We start from the raw sequence: 17,581 nt of genomic DNA, 5'->3' as shown, positions 1-17,581 counted from the left end.
GAAGTCGATGTCGACAACGAAGACACGCTACTGTTAGTCGTGCTCAGACCGCTGGACAGCGAACCAATGTTACTGGCGTTGGTGCTGATGCCCGTGGAAGTCGACGTCGACAGTGACGACACATTACTGTTAGCCGTGCTGAGACCGCTGGAGAGTGATGTGACGTTGCTGTTGGTCGTACTCAAACCGGTCGATGTCGATGTCGACAGCGACGACACGCTGCTATTCGTCGTGCTCAAGCCGGTCGACGTAGAAGTCGACAACGAAGACACATTACTGTTAGTCGTGCTCAGACCGCTAGACAGCGAACCAATGTTACTGGCGTTGGTGCTGATGCCCGTGGAAGTCGAAGTGGACAGCGAAGACACGTTGCTATTCGTTGTGCTGAGACCACTGGACAAGGAGGTAACGTTGCTGCTGGTGCTGCTCAAACCTGTCGAAGTCGACGTCGACAGCGAAGACACATTGCTATTCGTTGTACTGAGACCACTGGACAAGGAAGTGACGTTGCTGCTGGCGCTGCTCAAACCTGTCGAAGTCGAAGTGGACAGCGAAGACACGCTGCTGTTGGTTGTACTCAGACCACTGGACAAGGAAGTAACGTTGCTATTGGTGCTGCTCAAACCCGTCGAAGTCGACGCCGACAGCGAAGACACATTGCTATTCGTTGTACTGAGACCACTGGACAAGGAAGTGACGTTGCTGCTGGTGCTGCTCAAACCCGTCGAAGTCGAAGTCGACAGCGAAGACACGTTGCTATTCGTTGTGCTGAGACCACTGGACAAGGAAGTGACGTTGCTGCTGGTGCTGCTCAAACCCGTCGAAGTCGACGTCGACAGCGAAGACACATTGCTATTCGTTGTACTGAGACCACTGGACAAGGAAGTAACGTTGCTGCTGGTGCTGCTCAAACCTGTCGAAGTCGAAGTCGACAGCGAAGACACATTGCTATTCGTTGTACTGAGACCACTGGACAAGGAAGTAACATTGCTGTTGGTGCTGCTCAAACCCGTCGAAGTCGAAGTCGACAGCGATGCGATATTACTGCTGGTTGTGCTCAGGCCGGAATACAATTCTGACCCATTGATTGCATCAGTCGAGGTTGCAGAAATCCCGCCGGCAGCAACGTTCGTGACTTGACGTTCAGCGCCTGAGGCTCCAACACTAAATGTGCCGGAAGTGGCTGGTGTCGTGCCCTGGAAGCCGCTATAGGTGATACCTCCGACGGTTGCACTGCTGGTATTGACGCCAACGGTCGTCGCCGTAGAGCCAGACCCAATCGCCACGCTATTTGGATTCGATGCGCTTGTATTTAAACCGATGGCAATCGTATTGGTGCCTGAAGCAACGGCGTTATTCCCAATAGCGATTGAAGACGCGCCAGCAGCGTTGGTGCCGCCGAATCCCGCAATGATGGAATTGGTTCCCGTAGCAGTACCTGTTGCCAGCGCTGTCGTAGCAGCAAAATACGGGATGGCAAAATTTCCAGTTACCGTCAGATTATTAATATTCGCGTTCTGCAAATACGCTGCCGTATTCACGTAAAGTGTTCCGCCAATCGTCATATTTGTGGCATTGGACGTTGGATTGTTGGCATAGGCCAGAATACGATTAGTCTGGGTAGCAGCGTCGCTACTGCCGCAAATGACATTGGAACCATAGTAGGTTAATGATGTGTTGCCTACTCCGTCTTGGGTGGTCCCACTATTGCCGTAGCCATTACCAACCTGTCCGTAAGTTTGATATTGGGTGTCGCTACAGGTCATGGTTCCGCTACCAGCCGTACCGCCGCTGCCATAGCCGACTGATGTGAAAATTCCACCCACATAACCAGGTGCCGCCAATGCCTCGCCGCCAAACCCCGTCGCGACCGCTGCTGCAACAATCAATCCCTTAGCAATGCCCCTTGTGGTTTCGCTCTTACCTTTGCTGTGACTCTTCGCGAGTTCTCCCACAACACACCATTGCCCAGTTGCCTTATTCCAAATAACTCTGAAGAATTTATTCACGTTTTCACCACTTTCTAATTAGATTTACTTTGTAATACGCAGCTATATATTCACTGGCACACGTTGGCGAACAGAGGTCGCTTAGCTGAATAAAATTGCGCTTGCCTGCGGAAATTCATCATTTCATTTTCCTGCTGATTTTTTTGCACCTGACGAGTAGAGCTCAATGCAGTTGTCTCCATATCAAAGTCGCATTTACCTTAGAGACTTTTCATTTGATCAATAAAGATTTCAATCTTTGGCAAATGGAAAGGCACAAACACCTTTGAATTTGACTAAAAATTACATTGACTTACGAGGCGGATAGTAGGCGGGGGCAAAACGGAAAATATTGGCAATAACGGACAATTAATTAGCATTTGTGTCCACTAGCTTTTTGCCAGAAAATTTTTTCCGGTGTCGCTCAATCGATGAAGACGAAGAGTCATGAATCTTGACGGCTGCAGAATTCAAGAAAAAATTGTAACTGGGGCCAATTCAAGGATGGGATTCATAGAGGAAATGGTGAGAATTGAGCCGGCGGATCATTTCCGGGAAAAACATTTATATCATTTCACAAAACACATTTATATTTCCACAAGGAAATATAAATGCACGCCAAAATTGATCGTTAACAATTGTAAAATTTCACACCGGGATATTTCCACACAGAAACTCGTTGTATTTTTAGTGCAAAACTAAACGACGATTTGATCGATACGGACCGCGTCATATAATCCGAACTATGCGAGCGAATAAATTAAATACATTTGCGCAGGGCTTTGTATCTAGCGCCTATATGCGCGTGCTTTTTGAGTATTTAAAAAATCAGGGAGTGGATGGTTCAAAGCTATTAAATGAACCAATGCCGGACGATGTCGATCGAGTTCTAATCCGCTACCCGCTGCAACGCTGGGTCTCTCACTTGCAATGCGCAGCAGCTCACCTGGGAGATCCCCTACTAGGCTTACACATGGGGAGAACGATCACACCCGCGCATTTTGGAGTCATTGGTTACATATTCGCGTCGTGCCCAAGTCTCGGTGCATCGCTGTTGCGTCTGCAAGCGTACCAACGCCTTGTGCAAGAGGTAGATCATCACCCCATGGAGGCTCCCATTATTGACGCAAGCGATCTTGTGATTAAATGGCCTGGGGGAAGTTCCGGGGGATATGGGCGACTAAACCATGAATTTGGCATTGCAACATTTCTCCAGTTTTCCAAGTCCATCTCTAGTCAGGATGTCCATCTGAAGCAAGTGGGTTTCATTAATCCCGAGCCGTCTTCTTTAAATTCCTATACAGATTTCTTTGGATGTGATGTTCTTTTTAATCAAGCCACAACTAGCGTACGCGTACCCTTGCATTCGTTGACTGTTCCTGTAAAGGAACCGGAGCCTGTATTGGTAGCTCTGTTAGAGAGGCAAGCAAATGAGCTCCTAAATCAGCTACCTACAGCAAGTGAGTTCGTCATGTCAGTTCGGCGTTGCACAACCAGCCTCATTCATGAAGGCGAGCCAGAGTTGGACAGCGTCGCGAATAGACTTAACATAACACCAAGAACATTGCGTCGCCGCCTCGATCATTACGGCACTAGTTTCCGAGCGCTGCTTGACGAAATTCGTCAACGCTTGGCACAGGAATACTTACTAGATCCAGCGTTGCAACTTTCCGACATCGCTCAATTACTCGGCTATTCTGAGCAAAGTACATTTAATCGTGCATACTTGCGTTGGACAGGGTCAACGCCCAATACATATCGGCGAAGCATCCAATCTTAAGCAACAAGATCTGAGATTTTGCGTCAATTCGTTGCAGACGATTTCCTCACAACCTAGACATAGCTTGCCGGCTTGGCCTTTTTACCAGCTGCGCTAAAAGGAGAGCCTTTAATTCGACGAGCAGGCGGGGCGCTTCAAACATCTATCCCGTTACACCGCTTATTGCGAGGGCGTTCAGCACTTTGTGGGATGGAATGCGCCGTGCCCTTTGCAAGTCTGCATAATATTCCGCGCAAGTTCTCGTCAGGCTCGACAACTCGTTGAATTACTGATCTAGGCTGCATCGCTCAACGATGAAATGCTTGAATAATTTGACTCATGCTTGACTCCCCTGTTTGTCGTTTCGGAAAACCCAGCACGTCATTGATTTGCTCCCCAGGACGTTGTCTCGGCAGCGGGTCTGCCTGTTGCCGCCAAAACGCATAGTCACAACGAATCTGGCATCACTCAATCGATTGAAATGAAAAAGCAACATGACTCTTGATGATCGTGGAACTCAAAAAATTTTGAGGCCGATCTCGATCCAAGGATGGAATTTCGAGGAAAAATTGATGAAATTTACGCTAATGACATGCTCAAAAAAATTATTTATATCATTCTTTCAAAACACATCGATCTTCCAAGATGGTAAATAAACACCTGTAAAAATAAAACGTAAACGAATGCGATTTAGAACTTTGCAGGACTTTGAATACAGAACTGTAAGACGACTTGACCAAGACTTATAGTTTCTTATAATCCAATCATGGAAGCAATTAAATTAAATGCATTTTCACAGGGCTTTGTATCCAGCGCCTTTATGCGCGTACTTTTTGAATATTTGAAAAATCAGGGAGTTGATGCGTCAAAGCTATTGAATGAACCAGCACCTAGCGAGATTGATCGCACTCTATTTCGTTACCCTATGGAACGCTGGATCTCCCACATGAAATGTGCTGCAGCACACCTGGAAGACCCCCTTCTGGGTTTGCACATGGGGGCAACGATTACACCCGCCCATTTTGGAGTCGTTGGATACATATTTGCGTCGTGTCCAAATCTTGGCGCATCGCTGCAACGTTTGCAAGCATACGAAAGCCTTGTGATCGTGGAGGACCAGTACCCCATGGAAGCTATTATTGATGGAAGCGATATTATGCTTAAATGGCTTCCAGGAGTAATTTCTGGGGAACAGAGATGGCGCGAGTTTGGTATTGCAGCACTTCACCAATTTTCAAAATCCATATCTAGTCAGGATATAGAGTGGAAGGAAGTGTGTTTTATCAGTGAGGAGCCGCCTTATCCAAATGCCTATAGGGATTTCTTTGGATGCGATGTGCTTTTTAATCAGGTCGCAACCACTGTGCGCGCACCATTGTATTCGATGGCATTCCCCCTAAAAAAACCAGAACCTATATTGGTCACTCTATTAGAGAAGCAAGCAAATGAACTCCTGGATCAACTACCTACAGCAAACGAGTTCGTGATGTCAGTTCGGCGTTACATCACAAACCAAATTCATGAAGGCGAGCCAGAGTTGGATAACGTCGCGAGCAAACTTAATATAACGCCTAGAACATTGCGTCGCCATTTGGACCAATACGATACTAGTTTCCGAGCGCTGCTTGAAGAAATTCGTCAGCAATTGGCAAAACAATACTTGCTGGATCCAACATTGCAACTTTCTGACATCGCTCAATTACTTGGTTATTCCGAACAAAGCACATTTCAACGTGCATTTTTGCGCTGGACGGGATTAACGCCCAATACTTATAAACGAAGTATTCAATCCTGAATAACAAAGTGCGTTATTTTGCGACAATTCATTGCGGGCGATTTCCTTCGGAATCTGCAGCAGCGCGAAATCTTGGCGTTTTTTGAAAGTAGTGTATTTAACTCGGCAAATAAACGTGGTGGAGCGGAGGACTTGCAGCAGAAGATAGGGGTCAAGCTATTTTCTTCGAGATGAACGCGGCACGCAAAAAGCACTCGGATGCTGCCATCGCTGATGACGGCGGGCTTGAAATGGCAGGCCTAAAAGAAGTCTGTCGACAGTACTGGAGCGAGCTAAAAATATCAGCGGGACAAAAAAACCCGCTAACCTTTCGGCGCGGGTTAAATTTACAATTTACATTGCAATAACTACTTCTGCTCGCTAAACGCAATGCGACGATTTTGGAAACGACCGCTAGCAGTATCGTTGTCCCCTACAGGTTGAGTATCACCGTATGCCTTGGTTGTAAAAGCGGCCGCAGCAATACCTTTTGACACAAAGAAGTCGCGCACCGCATCGGCCCGTTTTTTCGACAGTTCCATATTCGCCGCAGACAATCCCTGATTATCGGTATGTCCGCCGATTTCAAGTTTTGCGTCCTTGGCGCAGTCCTTGATGGCGGTAACCGCCTTGCCGAACTCCAAAACATCTTCCTTGGGAATATCAAAGGAGCCGGAAGAAAAATTAAACGAATAGGTATTCATGGCGCTCACCACATCGGCCGAGGTACAAGAACCAGGTTTGAGCGCGGCCAAAGCGTCTTCAAATTTTTTCTTGCTGTTGGCCATGGCGTCGGAAAGATCGAACAGAGATACGGCATATCCAGCACCAAACAGCGCTTTCGTCTTATCCAGCAACTGTAGCTTAGGATCCGTCGCCGCCCCACCGATTTCTATATTGTTGCCCTTGATCGCCAATTCGGCATTCGGCAATTTCAAGTTTGTCAGCAAGCCCGGCAGTTCGCCAATCCAACCGGCAGGTTTGGTTGTTGCGTCAACCTTGATGTTGGCGTTAACCGCATCTCCATAGTTTTTTTTCAAATCATCCAGAATGGCTGCTTTGTCCATTTCACTACCTACGGTAGCAACAACGGTAGCCTTGCCATCTTTATCTGTCGTCAACGACAGCATCGGCTCCTTGTTAAGCACCGCAGTAGCAGCAGAGACCGGCGACGCTGCAGCCGGTGTCGGCGCAGATGCCGGTTCCTTATTGCAGCCGCGCAAAAAGAACAACAGCGCGGCCAAAGCTAGCAGCGCCAAGAGCCACCACCATTTTGCAATACCAGTCTTTTCCTTGGACACAGGATTGACATCGGCGTGTACAGCTGGCCGTGCATGCATATGAAAGGCCGACAGCGTTGCTTTGAGCTTGTTACCGATACCTTCGAAAAATACCGCCGCGGTCCCCAGCCCTAAGGCAGCCCACACGCTCTCAGGCAGTTTTCCCTGGATAAAAGGCACTTGATGCGCCAATGTGGAAATTAAGGCGTGCTGTTGTCCCTTGGCGGTTTGCAGGTGATTTTTAATCAATCCAAACAGGGTAGCGGTCACCACGCCAGTCATCGACGTGACAGCACTGATCTCCGTGCCGGTGTGCTGAGACACAGCATGCGCCAACTGATCTTGCGCTTTATCGCCAAGCAAGGCGGCAGCCTGCTCGCCGCCGGTTTTGATCAAATTTCCCGCCGACACTGGGTTGTCAAGCAGACTGACCAGATTTGCGCCGATGTTCGCATCGACGCGATGTGACATGATGGACGTGTAAAGCGCGCTCGCGCCATCGGCGGTGTCAGCCTTTTTGACCAAAGAAGCAATTAAGCTTGGCGTCAAGGTGTCAAAAGCGGCCTTGGCTTTGCTTGCGTCAATGCCAAAGTGGGAACTCGCGAGTTGAACAACCTGCCCGCCCAGCGTCGTTTGTGCAAGTTGTAAAAGATTAATGCTCATATGTTTTTCTTCCCAGGTAGATGAAATGGTTCCGGCTCCTAGCGCCGGTTGAAAACAGCAGCAGAAATGCCGCGCCTACTCGCCTCAGGCGTTTGCTGCTCGATTTAACGCACCGGCTTTTCAAACGTAACCTGTTCCAATTCGACGCGGCGATTCGGTTCCAGGCATTTGATCAGTTCCATTTTCTTTTTCTGATTGCATTCAACTACCGGGTTGGCCTTTCCTTTGCCGACCGATGTCAGGCGATTCGCCTCGACCCCTTTATTAACGAGATAGCTCTTGACAGCCTCTGCCCGGCGCTGCGACAGCTTTTGGTTGTACTGATCAGAGCCGAGGCGGTCGGTATAGCCGCTGATGGCGATATTTTTCACTTGTGCGTTGGCCGCCAGCACACTCGCAATTTCATCGAGCTTGGGCTGCGGCATGCGCAGCGTCGCGCTATCAAAACCGAACAGCTGAGTCGACGACAAGGTGATTTTCTCGAAGCGCGGAGGCGCCACTTGTGTGATGGCCGGCACCGGCTCCGGTGCCGATACCGGCTGCGCTACCGGCAGCGGCGCAGGCGCCTTGTCGAAGGCATAGATTAGGCCGATGCCGAATGTCGTATTGTTGTCCCGCTTGAAGCCGAAATCACTATTGTTCCCCAGGAAGCCGACGGAACGCCGTACGTCTGCCTGCATACTCCATTGATCGTTGAGGGCATAGCGCAAGCCGGCGCCAATATTGATGTAAGGAGCTGTCTTAGAAATGCTACCGCCAGCGTTAGTGACCTTATCGTATTCGACGCCCGCACCGGCTAACAAGAATGGCTGCCATGCGCTACGTGAAAACATATAGAGGGCATCGGCACCTAACGTACTTTGCCGGTAGGTGATTCCCACGTCTTTGTCTTTGGCGCGTCCATATGTCCCGCCCAATTGAACATCCCAATCCTGCGAAACAGCGCGGCCAAACCGCAAACCGAGACCGGGACCGTTCTTGTCGTTTCCGCTCAGGAAACGAGCATCGGGGTCAATCAAATTAATGCTCGGTGCGACATACCAAGATGGGTTATAGGAAGTAGCGGGCGCATTTTGCGCTGACGCATTGAACGCGGAGACACCGAATAGGATAAAAATCGCCAAGCTAATTTTGTTTGGATTCATCGTCATCTTTCTTTGTATAAGGGGTGATAAATATTGGCTGTACATTGAGTGCGCCGTTGAACGACGATTCAGTGAAACAATTTAAAACCGAAATACGTTGAGGCTAGGTGAACAACTCAAAAAAAGAATTTCCAGATTGAGGCCTCAACACGTACCGCAGCCGCGATTTAGGTTACCGGCTCTACCGTTAATGATTGTCAAAATATTCTGTTGATGAAAAAAACCCGCATTTAAGCGGGATTTTCAAATTCGTTCTTCGTGCTGAAAAATATCAAGTGCGTTTAATTAGTCGCAGAATGAATAGCAAGATCACCGCACCGACAGTGGCAGTCACAATCGACGCGATAATGCCGCTGCCGATATGAATGCCAAGCACCCCTGCCAGCCAACCGCCGATGAAGGCGCCAACAATTCCGACGATGATGTCAACCAGCACACCAAAGCCGCCGCCTTTCACGACAACCCCCGCCAGCCATCCGGCAACTGCGCCAACAATTAACCACGCTATAAATCCCATAAATTTCCTTTAAATTATTTACGATCAAACTACGCAACAACATTAGCATGAAAAAATACAGAAAATAACGCCGCAATTGTTAAGGATTGCTAAACCTAAGGAATTAGTTTCTCCTAAAAAAAACAATCAATGCCATTTTAAAAAAATAGAAAAGACAAACTGTTTGTCAAAAAATATAAATCATTGTCCAAAAATATTGGGGTTAGAAATATTTCAAATACACATCAACCGCATGGGCAAATAACACACTGCGAAGTATTGAAATGCTCAACGATGACGGCAACCTCACTCAGAGCAGCCACAATTATTGTGTGATCAATGAGCAGTGGCTCTTTGCAAGTCCGCACAAGATGCTCTCAACCCTGGCGCCAATTCTCTCCAGATCCTGTAGCCGGTTGCGTTATCGGCATCGACTGCAGCGACCTCGGCAAGCGAAACGCAGGAGGGTTCTCGGTCAGAATCGGCGGCAGGTTCAGGATCGTCGCCTGACCAGGCGGCGCCGCACAAGGGCACAAAGCCAGCATTGACAGCGAAACGATCGTTGCCAAACCCCGCCAACGACACCTTTCTTTGTTTTCACTCGCCCGATGACGATGTCGGGCCTAGCCTTCAGCTTGGCAAGAACTCTGTTGGAGAGTTGCCCATATTGATTGAGTGGGATGTCTTTTGGGTTCAGCAAGGCCTTGCCGCTTAGCCCGTGAACGCCGCCGGTCTCATACGGGTCAAGATACTGAGCCGCCACGATGGGCGGCGAGCGGTAGACAGTCGCGCATTATTTGATAATGCCAGCATTTAGCGTTCGATCAAACGGCTCCAGCGATCGTTCCAGGCGGCCCGTTCCTTGTTGATGACATCCCAGTCGACCGTGTTGATGTTTTTCATCAGCTTGTCGACATTGCCGATTTTGGCTTGCACCGATTCCGGGATCTTGACGCCCTTGTTGATCGGTATGGCGTTGGCATATTCCACCGCCTTGGCCTGTGAACCAGCGCTCAGCAGGTATTCCACCAGTTTCTGCGACAGCTCCGGCTCGGAATTGTTTTTCAGGGCGCAAGCGCCGACCATCAGCATGACGGCTCCCTCTTTCGGCGTGGCGAATTCAGCCGGAATACCCTTGGCCTTCAGATTCGCGATTGCCGTCGGCGTCAGTGGAAAAATGGCGGTTTCGCCGGTTTGCACCATTTCCGAGATTTTCGCCGAACTGGACAGGTACTCAAGCACGTTGGGACCGACGGTGCTGCCCCATTTCTGGAAACCTGGTTCGACATTCTTGTCGGTGCCGCCGACCAGGCGGTTGAACATCAGGAAGCTGTGCAGGCCGAAGGTGCTGCTCTGGATCGACTGGAACACCACTTTCCCCTTGTATTTCGGATCGGCGAAATCCATCCAGGAGGTCGGCGCGGCCCAGCCTTTTTCATCGAACATCTTCTTGTTGTATCCGATGCCGACGGTGCCCAGCTCTACCCCCACCGCCTGGTCGTTGGCCATGCGCGCAAATGGATAGATTTCCTTGAATACCGGGGCGTCTTTCAGTTTCTGGCACAGCCCCATGCCGATCGCGCGGTACATGACGCCGTCGTCGAGAAACACCAGGTGCATTTGCGGCTTGTCCTTTTGCGCCGACATCTTGGCCATGATGTCGGCGGAGGTGCCGGGAACCACCACGATCTTGACGTTATTGGCTTTTTCAAATTCCGGGAATATATAACTGGTGTAATTCTTTTCCATGCTGCCGCCGTTCATGCCGACATACAGCGTGCGCGTCTCAGCGTTGCTTGCCGCTGCGACGCCTAATGCAGAAATGAATCCTGTCGCCAGGAGAATCTGTTTGAATTTCATGGTCCCGCCTCCTCAAAGATTAAACGCCCCGATATGCCTGCCACATAATTTCCTGATGCACCGGCTTCAGCTTGTTTTCAACTTATTTTCAACTTGCTCCGCTGAATCTGCCGATGCTGAAAGCCTCGATAGGCGTTGCCGTCGCCCCATGGGCCACCAGATCCGCCAAGACTTCCCCCACTGCCGGCGCCAGTTGAAAGCCGGCGCCGGAAAAACCAAAAGCATGAAACAAGCCAGGCGTCGTCACGCTCGGCCCGAGGACCGGCTGATGATCCGGCAATGCGCCCTCGACGCCGGTCCAGCTGCGAATCACCAGTGCGTTTCGCAATGCAGGAATGAATTCGCAGGCCATCCTCATCGAGGCAAACATGGCAGCGCTGTCCGGCCGCGTCGATGCAATCGCCAACTGCCCCGTGCCGCGGCCGCCTCCCAGCACGAAATTTCCTCTTGCCACCTGGCGCACATAAAAGCCGCCGCCGACAATGCCGACGTTGGGCTCGACCAGCTTCGGCATCGGTTCGGTCACCCACATGTTTGGAAAAATCGGATATTCCGGCGCCTGCTCGCCAAATTGCTCGGCAAATTTTGCGCCCCATGCACCGGCGCAGTTAAGCAGGAATTTCGCTTTTACTTCCAGCCCGCCGGCAGCGCAAACCGTAAATTGCCTGCCGTCGAAAACGGCGCTTTCTACTATCGTCCCTTCGCGCAGGTCGGCGCCGTGATTCCTTGCCGCCAATGCAAAAGCTGCGGCCACCAGCCGCGGATTGGCGTGACCATCGCCCGGGCACAAGGAGCCGCCGGCGACCTTCCCGCCGAGCCAGGGATAGCGCTGGCGCAGTGCTGCCCGCCCGAGGATTTCAAGCTGCAAGCCGAAGCCGTCGGCTTGTCCGCGGTAGTCTTCAAGCGACGCCAGCTCCGCCTCGCTGCGCGCCAGTTTCAGATGGCCTGAAACCGTATATTCGCAGTCGCTGCCTATCAGCTGCGGCAAACGCTGCCAGATCGCATAAGCCCGCTGGGACAACGGCAGCTGCACCACGGGCCGCCCCTGGCGCCGCACTCCGCCATAATTGACGCCGCTAGCTTGCGCGCCGCACCAGCCCTGTTCCAGCAACACCACCGACAGGTTCATGCGACGCAAGGCCAGCGCCGCAGAGCAGCCCATCAGGCCGCCGCCGATAATGGCGACGTCAGCTGTCAGCCGCTCGCTCATGAGGTTTCCCGTGCTGGACTCAACGCCACGCCGACCGCCACCGGAAACGGCTTGATCGGAGGCTGTCCGCGCAAGCGTCCGATTTCCGCCAGCGATTTGCCGGCGCTGCAAGCCAGGATTTCAGCGGCGGCGGCACTGCAAACCCGTCCCTGGCAGCGCCCCATGCCAACCCGGGTCAGCGCTTTCAGGCGGTTCATTTCAAGCGTGCCGGCATGGTTCACGGCACGGCGCAACTCGCCCGCGCTGATTTCTTCGCAGCGGCAAATGATTTCTTCATCGGCGCACTCGCGCGCCCATGCGACAGGCGCCGGAAATGCGCGCTCCAGTCCGCGCCGAAACCCCTGCATGCGTTGCAATGCACGATCAAGGCGCCTGCCCTCGCGCAGGTCGATGGTCTTTCCCAAGTCTTCAAGTAAAGCCAGGGCGGCGCGCTTTCCCGCCAGTTCTGCGGCGTCGGCGCCGGCGATGCCGCCGCCGTCGCCTGCAAGATATACCCCTTTGACGCTGCTGCGCCCGGCCAAGTCGCGCTGCGGCAGCCATTGCTGATTGAGCTGGCTGAATTCAAACGCGCAGCCCGCCAGGTCGGCCAGCTGCGTTTCCGAGCGCAGGCCGAAACCGCTGGCAACCGCGTCGCACTCCAGTGCTTGTTCCCGGCCATTCTGATGCCAGGATATGGCTTTTACTTTTTGCTCGCCCGAGACAGCAATTTTTTCTACACCCTCCACCACCTTGACGCCATGACAGCGCAGCCACGCAAGAAAATACAAGCCCTTGGCCAAAGTGAGCGGTTGTTTAAGCAAGTCGAATGTTGCCCGCAGCTTGCCGGAAAAAGAAGAGGTATCCAGCACTGCCGCAATGCTGGCGCCGGCTTTCGCATATTGATAGGCAAGCAGGTAAAGCAAGGGCCCGGAACCGACCAGGACGATACGGCTGCCGATCACGCAGCCCTGCGCTTTCAGCGCAACCTGGGCGGCACCCAGGGTATACACGCCGGGCAAAAGCCAGCCAGGGAAAGGCAAAACCCGATCGATGGCGCCGGTGCATAAGATCAGATGCGAGTAGGGTAAAGAATAGGGCAAAGACTGGTGCCGGCCATGGCCCAGCAGGTCCAGCTGGCAGCCGGCGCAATTCCACACCAGGGTCTCGGGCAGATAATCGATATGGCTGCGCAGTTTGTTGAATGTGCGATGCAGCGCATCCGCCTTGGACGATTCGAAGCCGTAGAGCTGTTTTGCCGAGCGCACGAAGCCGGCAGGCGGCTGACGATATATCTGGCCGCCGGCACGCTGATTTTCATCGACAAGCACGGGCCGCAAGCCGGCAGCCACCAGCACCTCGGCAGCACGCACGCCGGCCGGACCGGCGCCGCCGACCAGATAAGCACCAGATAAGCATTTGTCGCCGCTAGCTGGAATAGATGCTGACGCGATTTCACTGCTGCGACCGGATCAGAATCGTATGCGATCGTCACATCCGGGTCCTTGAATTGCACGTCGCCAGCGTGGATTACGTCGCCCCACAGCAGCAATTTCTTGCCTCGACTACCGATCAGGTAAGCAGTATGGCCGGGGGTATGGCCGCGCCGCGTATCGCAACGGAACTATTGATTGCGCCGCGGCTTGCCCAATTCCGTAAGAACTATCCGGGGATAATCCTGGATATTTCGGTGGAAGATAAATTTGTCGACCTCGCAAAGCATGGATTCGATGCCGGAATTCGCCAAGGCTAGCTGCTGGCCAAGGATATGATCGCCAGCCGCATCGGCCCCGACCGGCGCTTTGCCGCAGTCGCCTCGCCCAGTTACCTGGCAAAACATGGCGTGCCGCATTTCCCGCTCGATTTGCAAAAGCACGAATGCATACGCATCAAGCGCCCAACGACTGAAGTCAACAAACCGTGGGGCTTCATGGACAAAGGACACACGCTCGAAATCTCCATCGCCGGACATTTACTCGTCAATGACGCCAATCTCGCATTGGCCGCCGCGCTAAGCGGTGCAGGCATTGCCTTGCTGGCGGAAGATCATGTGCGCCCCTATTTGCAAAGTGGCCGTCTGGCTGAAATGCTTGAAGGCTACAGCTGGTCCCGCGCTGGATTTTTCCTCTACTACTCCAGTCGCCGGAATATGAGCGCATCCTTGCACGCGCTGGTTTCATTCTTGCGCCAGCCGCTACAAGGCGCCACGCGCAGTCACGACGGGGCCATTGGAACCATGTCTAAAAATCAGGGATAAGTACCAGACGGGCCTGCCAGACTCGGCAAACCTATACGACGGCCACGCTGATGCATCGGCATAAATCCGGATTACATCGCTCGGCAGCTTGGCCATGCAAATGCCAAAATGTTATTTACGGTTTATGCCAGGAAAATTGATGCCGCAGAACGCGGTACCCGGAAAGCAAAAATGGAAGCCATCGGGCTTCCATTCAGCATTGCTTACAACATATTTTTCTTTGATCAATCCCGGAGTCAATCCAGAACTATCCCAGCATTCCCACAACTTCAAGAATACTGGTAGGCACGATTGGACTCGAACCAACGACCCCTACCATGTCAAGGTAGTGCTCTAACCAGCTGAGCTACGCGCCTAAAGAAGCGAAATTATAAGGGCATTTTTGATTCGTGGCTAGTGTCTTGTGAATATTTTTTACAAGATTACTTTTGCGGCGCATTTTCCGCCGGCTCTGCGGGCGTCTGGCGCCATATGCAGGTGCCGCGGGCGTCCTTGTCCAGGCCGTTCAGCAGCAACTCATGCGCCGCCAGCTCTTCCTCGCTGGCGCTGCGCACCACGATTTCCGCCAGCGGCAGCAGTTCCAGCGCTGCGCCGCCGCCATCGGCATCGCCGTGATTGCCGCCGACATCGATGCTGAAGCTGTTCTGGCCGCGGGTCATGGCCAGGTACACCTCGGCCAGCAATTCCGAGTCCAGCAGCGCGCCGTGCAAGGTACGGTGGGCGTTGGAAATGCCGTAGCGATCGCACAGGGCGTCCAGCGAGTTGCGCTTGCCGGGGTACATTTCCTTGGCCTGCACCAGCGTGTCGATGACGCCGGCGATATCGGCCGAGAACGGCCCCTTGCCCAGGTGCTTGTATTCGGCATCCAGGAAACCCAGGTCGAACGGGGCGTTATGGATGATGACCTGGGCGCCGCGGATGTATTCGCGCAGCTCGTCGAAAATCTCGGCGAATTTCGGCTTGTCGCTCAGGAAGGCGGTGGTCAGGCCGTGGACTGCCAGCGCGCCCTCTTCCGAATCGCGCTCAGGATTGATATAGCGATGAAAATTATTGCCGGTCAGGCGGCGGTTCAGCAGTTCGACGCAGCCGATTTCGATGATGCGGTCCCCGGTGCGCGGGTTGAGGCCGGTGGTTTCGGTATCCAGAACTACCATTCTGTTAGCCATATTTCGTAAACTCCTTTTGTGTACCTTTTGGCATATCCCCCAATAGTTACACGGGAGAGGCCCAAATTCCAAATATTTCTGCGTAGAAAATGCTTGTAAGAATTGCAAGCCCGATTTATGCTTCTTCGCAAGTTACAAAATATGTAAACGAATGGAAAAAAAGGGGCGTCTGTTGGGCTTCCAAATCAGATCTTTTGTGTCCAGCAATGGCGAGCGGTTCAGCCTGCTTTTTTCGAGCGAGGAAGCCTTCCCGCTATTTTACCCAACTGCATTTATTTCACGAAGCAAACGACTAAATACGACGCCCAGCACGCAGCTCGTGTATCTGGATGCCATCAAGCGTTTGTTGGAATGGGAAGCTCAACGGAAGCGCCAATGGGATGCTGAAGGAAAAATTGGCTTAGAGGTTCGATTCCAACGCCATGAATTTTTACGACCGCACGAACTTGATGATCTGGCGCGTTACCTCAACGCCGCACGCTACAGAAAGCAAGGAGATACGATCGGCGCCGCCAAAGGGAACACGTATATTAGCTATGCGGCCCAGTATTTGAAGTGGATTGCTGATGAGCTCATTACAGATGGCAGCCGCCCTGACGTTAGGGCTATGATCGATACACAGGATAGAAGGCTAAAAGAAAAGCTTCTGTCAAAAACTGGCTCCAAATCCGCAAAGAATCAAGGAAACTGGAAAAAGCACCTCCCCGAAGACGCGCGGGAACAACTGCACGCGCTATGGAACGATCCATTTGTTGGTCTCTTTCGCACTGCAGATCGCGGCGCGCGACTGCGCACTGTCGTTATGCTCCGAATTCTGTACGAAACTGGAATGCGGCGCGGCGAATTACTCTCATTGAAACTCAAAAACGTGTTGGATTCCGCAGGAGGACAGGTCGCACGCTTGGTCATCGAGCGGAATCATGGCGACTCCTTTGACACACGCGTTAATCAGCCGGTGCCTAAAACACGCGGGCGAATTGTGCCAATAACTGCGGGATTGGAACGACAACTCACAGAGTATATTGCTGAATACCGGGCCGATGTTCCGCGCGTCGGCTTTGATGAGGAAGATTTTGTCTTTGTGACCCATCGCAATAAACGAAGTCAAGGCGCCCCCCTATCAATCTCAGCATTTGATCAAGCTCTGACTGAATTGAGGAAATTGTTTTGCGCCTTTGCGACGCTCCATCCACATTTGCTCAGGCACGATTGGAATTACCGGTTCTCACTGCAGTGCGATAAAGCGAAGTGGACGCCGGAAAAAGAGAGGGCATCTCGGGAGATATTGATGGGATGGGCGGAGGGTTCAGAATCAGCGCTAATCTATAACCTCCGCCACACTCAGGAGCAGGCGATATGCATTGGGCTACAGGTGGCGGGAGATACCGAAAGGCCCGCCCTTCCCTCGAAAGAGATCCTCGCCGCAACAGGAAAACTTGCTGTTGTGGTGGCCAACACCAAATGAAAAGAGTACTAGTCAATGATCGCTAGTCCTATCGAGATGACTGGCACTGATTTCAACCACGAGCAGACTCTTATAAACGGAAAGGCGGAACAGATCGGTATCAAGCTCTTGGACAGAAAAGCACTGGCTATTGAGTACGGAGCCGATTTACTGGCGTGCCTGGATGAATTGAGGAGTTGAGGAGTTGAGAATGCCTAGAGCAATCACTGAAAAAGATGTGCGTTTAATGGTTGAAATGATACATGCTTGGCCAAAAAGCGAGCCGTTCAAGTGGGAGTCAATTTGTAACGGCGCGCAAAGCATACTCGGTTACGAACCTAGCAGGCAGGCACTACACAAAAAGCCAGCGTTGGTTAGCGCATACGAGGTCAAAAAAAAACATCTGCGATCTGAAGCGGACAAGCTCAGCAAAGTAACGCGGCCGCGAACCACGCTGGATGCCATGGAACGAATAGCCAAACTTCAGGAAGAGAACGATCAGTTGAAAGCAGAGGTGCAAAAAATGGCAGAGATCGCCAATCGGTTCATTTACAACGCAACTT

12 protein-coding genes, 1 tRNA gene and 2 pseudogenes are annotated in these 17,581 nt (G+C 52.1%); 5 read left to right on the top strand and 10 right to left on the bottom strand.

Features of this window, described 5'->3' with window-relative positions; genetic code table 11:
• Together AC07V8_RS00825 and AC07V8_RS00820 are read right to left on the bottom strand one after the other, a co-directional pair.
• A pseudogene (locus AC07V8_RS00825) lies at nt 1–1,445 on the bottom strand (beta strand repeat-containing protein); the annotation flags it as partial.
• Between the two features lie 435 nt (nt 1,446–1,880).
• Nucleotides 1,881–2,009, bottom strand: a pseudogene (locus AC07V8_RS00820) (ESPR domain-containing protein); the annotation flags it as partial.
• Between the two features lie 724 nt (nt 2,010–2,733).
• On the opposite strand from AC07V8_RS00820, the gene AC07V8_RS00815 reads away from it, so the two are divergent.
• A complete protein-coding gene (locus tag AC07V8_RS00815) occupies nt 2,734–3,768 on the top strand; it encodes an AraC family transcriptional regulator (RefSeq protein ID WP_494677089.1) in 1,035 nt (344 codons plus the stop codon).
• 745 nt (nt 3,769–4,513) lie between these two features.
• The gene (locus AC07V8_RS00810) at nt 4,514–5,542 is read left to right on the top strand and encodes a helix-turn-helix domain-containing protein (protein WP_494677090.1); all 1,029 of its coding nucleotides are present in this window, start codon (nt 4,514–4,516) and stop codon (nt 5,540–5,542) included.
• Between the two features lie 347 nt (nt 5,543–5,889).
• Here AC07V8_RS00810 and AC07V8_RS00805 read toward each other — a convergent pair whose 3' ends face one another.
• The 6 genes from AC07V8_RS00805 to AC07V8_RS00780 all read right to left on the bottom strand — a co-directional run bounded on the left by AC07V8_RS00805 (nt 5,890) and on the right by AC07V8_RS00780 (nt 13,590).
• Nucleotides 5,890–7,464, bottom strand: coding sequence for an OmpA family protein (locus AC07V8_RS00805; RefSeq protein ID WP_494677091.1), 1,575 nt, complete (start codon nt 7,462–7,464; stop codon nt 5,890–5,892).
• A gap of 104 nt (nt 7,465–7,568) precedes the next feature.
• Complete coding sequence (locus AC07V8_RS00800) at nt 7,569–8,609, bottom strand: OmpA family protein (RefSeq protein WP_494677092.1); 1,041 nt, start codon at nt 8,607–8,609, stop codon at nt 7,569–7,571.
• A gap of 271 nt (nt 8,610–8,880) precedes the next feature.
• The gene (locus tag AC07V8_RS00795) at nt 8,881–9,126 is read right to left on the bottom strand and encodes a GlsB/YeaQ/YmgE family stress response membrane protein (RefSeq protein WP_494677093.1); all 246 of its coding nucleotides are present in this window, start codon (nt 9,124–9,126) and stop codon (nt 8,881–8,883) included.
• Nucleotides 9,127–9,918: 792 nt separating this feature from the next.
• Complete coding sequence (locus AC07V8_RS00790) at nt 9,919–10,965, bottom strand: ABC transporter substrate-binding protein (RefSeq protein ID WP_494677094.1); 1,047 nt, start codon at nt 10,963–10,965, stop codon at nt 9,919–9,921.
• Nucleotides 10,966–11,053: 88 nt separating this feature from the next.
• Nucleotides 11,054–12,175, bottom strand: coding sequence for an NAD(P)/FAD-dependent oxidoreductase (locus AC07V8_RS00785; protein WP_494677095.1), 1,122 nt, complete (start codon nt 12,173–12,175; stop codon nt 11,054–11,056).
• A complete protein-coding gene (locus AC07V8_RS00780; protein WP_494677236.1) occupies nt 12,172–13,590 on the bottom strand; it encodes an FAD/NAD(P)-dependent oxidoreductase in 1,419 nt (472 codons plus the stop codon). The genes AC07V8_RS00785 and AC07V8_RS00780 overlap by 4 nt, the downstream gene beginning before the upstream one ends.
• Nucleotides 13,591–13,592: 2 nt before the next feature.
• Here AC07V8_RS00780 and AC07V8_RS00775 point away from each other — a divergent pair, with 2 nt between their 5' ends.
• Both AC07V8_RS00775 and AC07V8_RS00770 read left to right on the top strand, forming a co-directional pair.
• Nucleotides 13,593–13,904, top strand: coding sequence for a hypothetical protein (locus AC07V8_RS00775; protein ID WP_494677096.1), 312 nt, complete (start codon nt 13,593–13,595; stop codon nt 13,902–13,904).
• A gap of 15 nt (nt 13,905–13,919) precedes the next feature.
• Complete coding sequence (locus tag AC07V8_RS00770; RefSeq protein WP_494677097.1) at nt 13,920–14,408, top strand: LysR substrate-binding domain-containing protein; 489 nt, start codon at nt 13,920–13,922, stop codon at nt 14,406–14,408.
• 279 nt (nt 14,409–14,687) lie between these two features.
• On the opposite strand, the gene AC07V8_RS00765 is transcribed toward AC07V8_RS00770, so the two are convergent.
• Together AC07V8_RS00765 and dnaQ are read right to left on the bottom strand one after the other, a co-directional pair.
• Nucleotides 14,688–14,764 (bottom strand) — tRNA-Val (locus AC07V8_RS00765).
• A 66-nt stretch (nt 14,765–14,830) separates the two neighbouring features.
• Nucleotides 14,831–15,574 (bottom strand): DNA polymerase III subunit epsilon, encoded by a 744-nt coding sequence (gene dnaQ, locus AC07V8_RS00760; protein WP_494677098.1) that lies wholly within the window; start codon nt 15,572–15,574, stop codon nt 14,831–14,833.
• Nucleotides 15,575–15,725: 151 nt separating this feature from the next.
• Between dnaQ and AC07V8_RS00755 the strand changes: the two genes are divergently transcribed.
• A complete protein-coding gene (locus tag AC07V8_RS00755; protein WP_494677099.1) occupies nt 15,726–17,039 on the top strand; it encodes a tyrosine-type recombinase/integrase in 1,314 nt (437 codons plus the stop codon).
• Nucleotides 17,040–17,581: the final 542 nt, after the last annotated feature.

This window comes from Collimonas sp. GW821-FHT02H07, from assembly GCF_059421505.1.
Note: the sequence above shows the minus strand (reverse complement) of the source record. Positions and strands in the feature narration are given on the sequence as shown.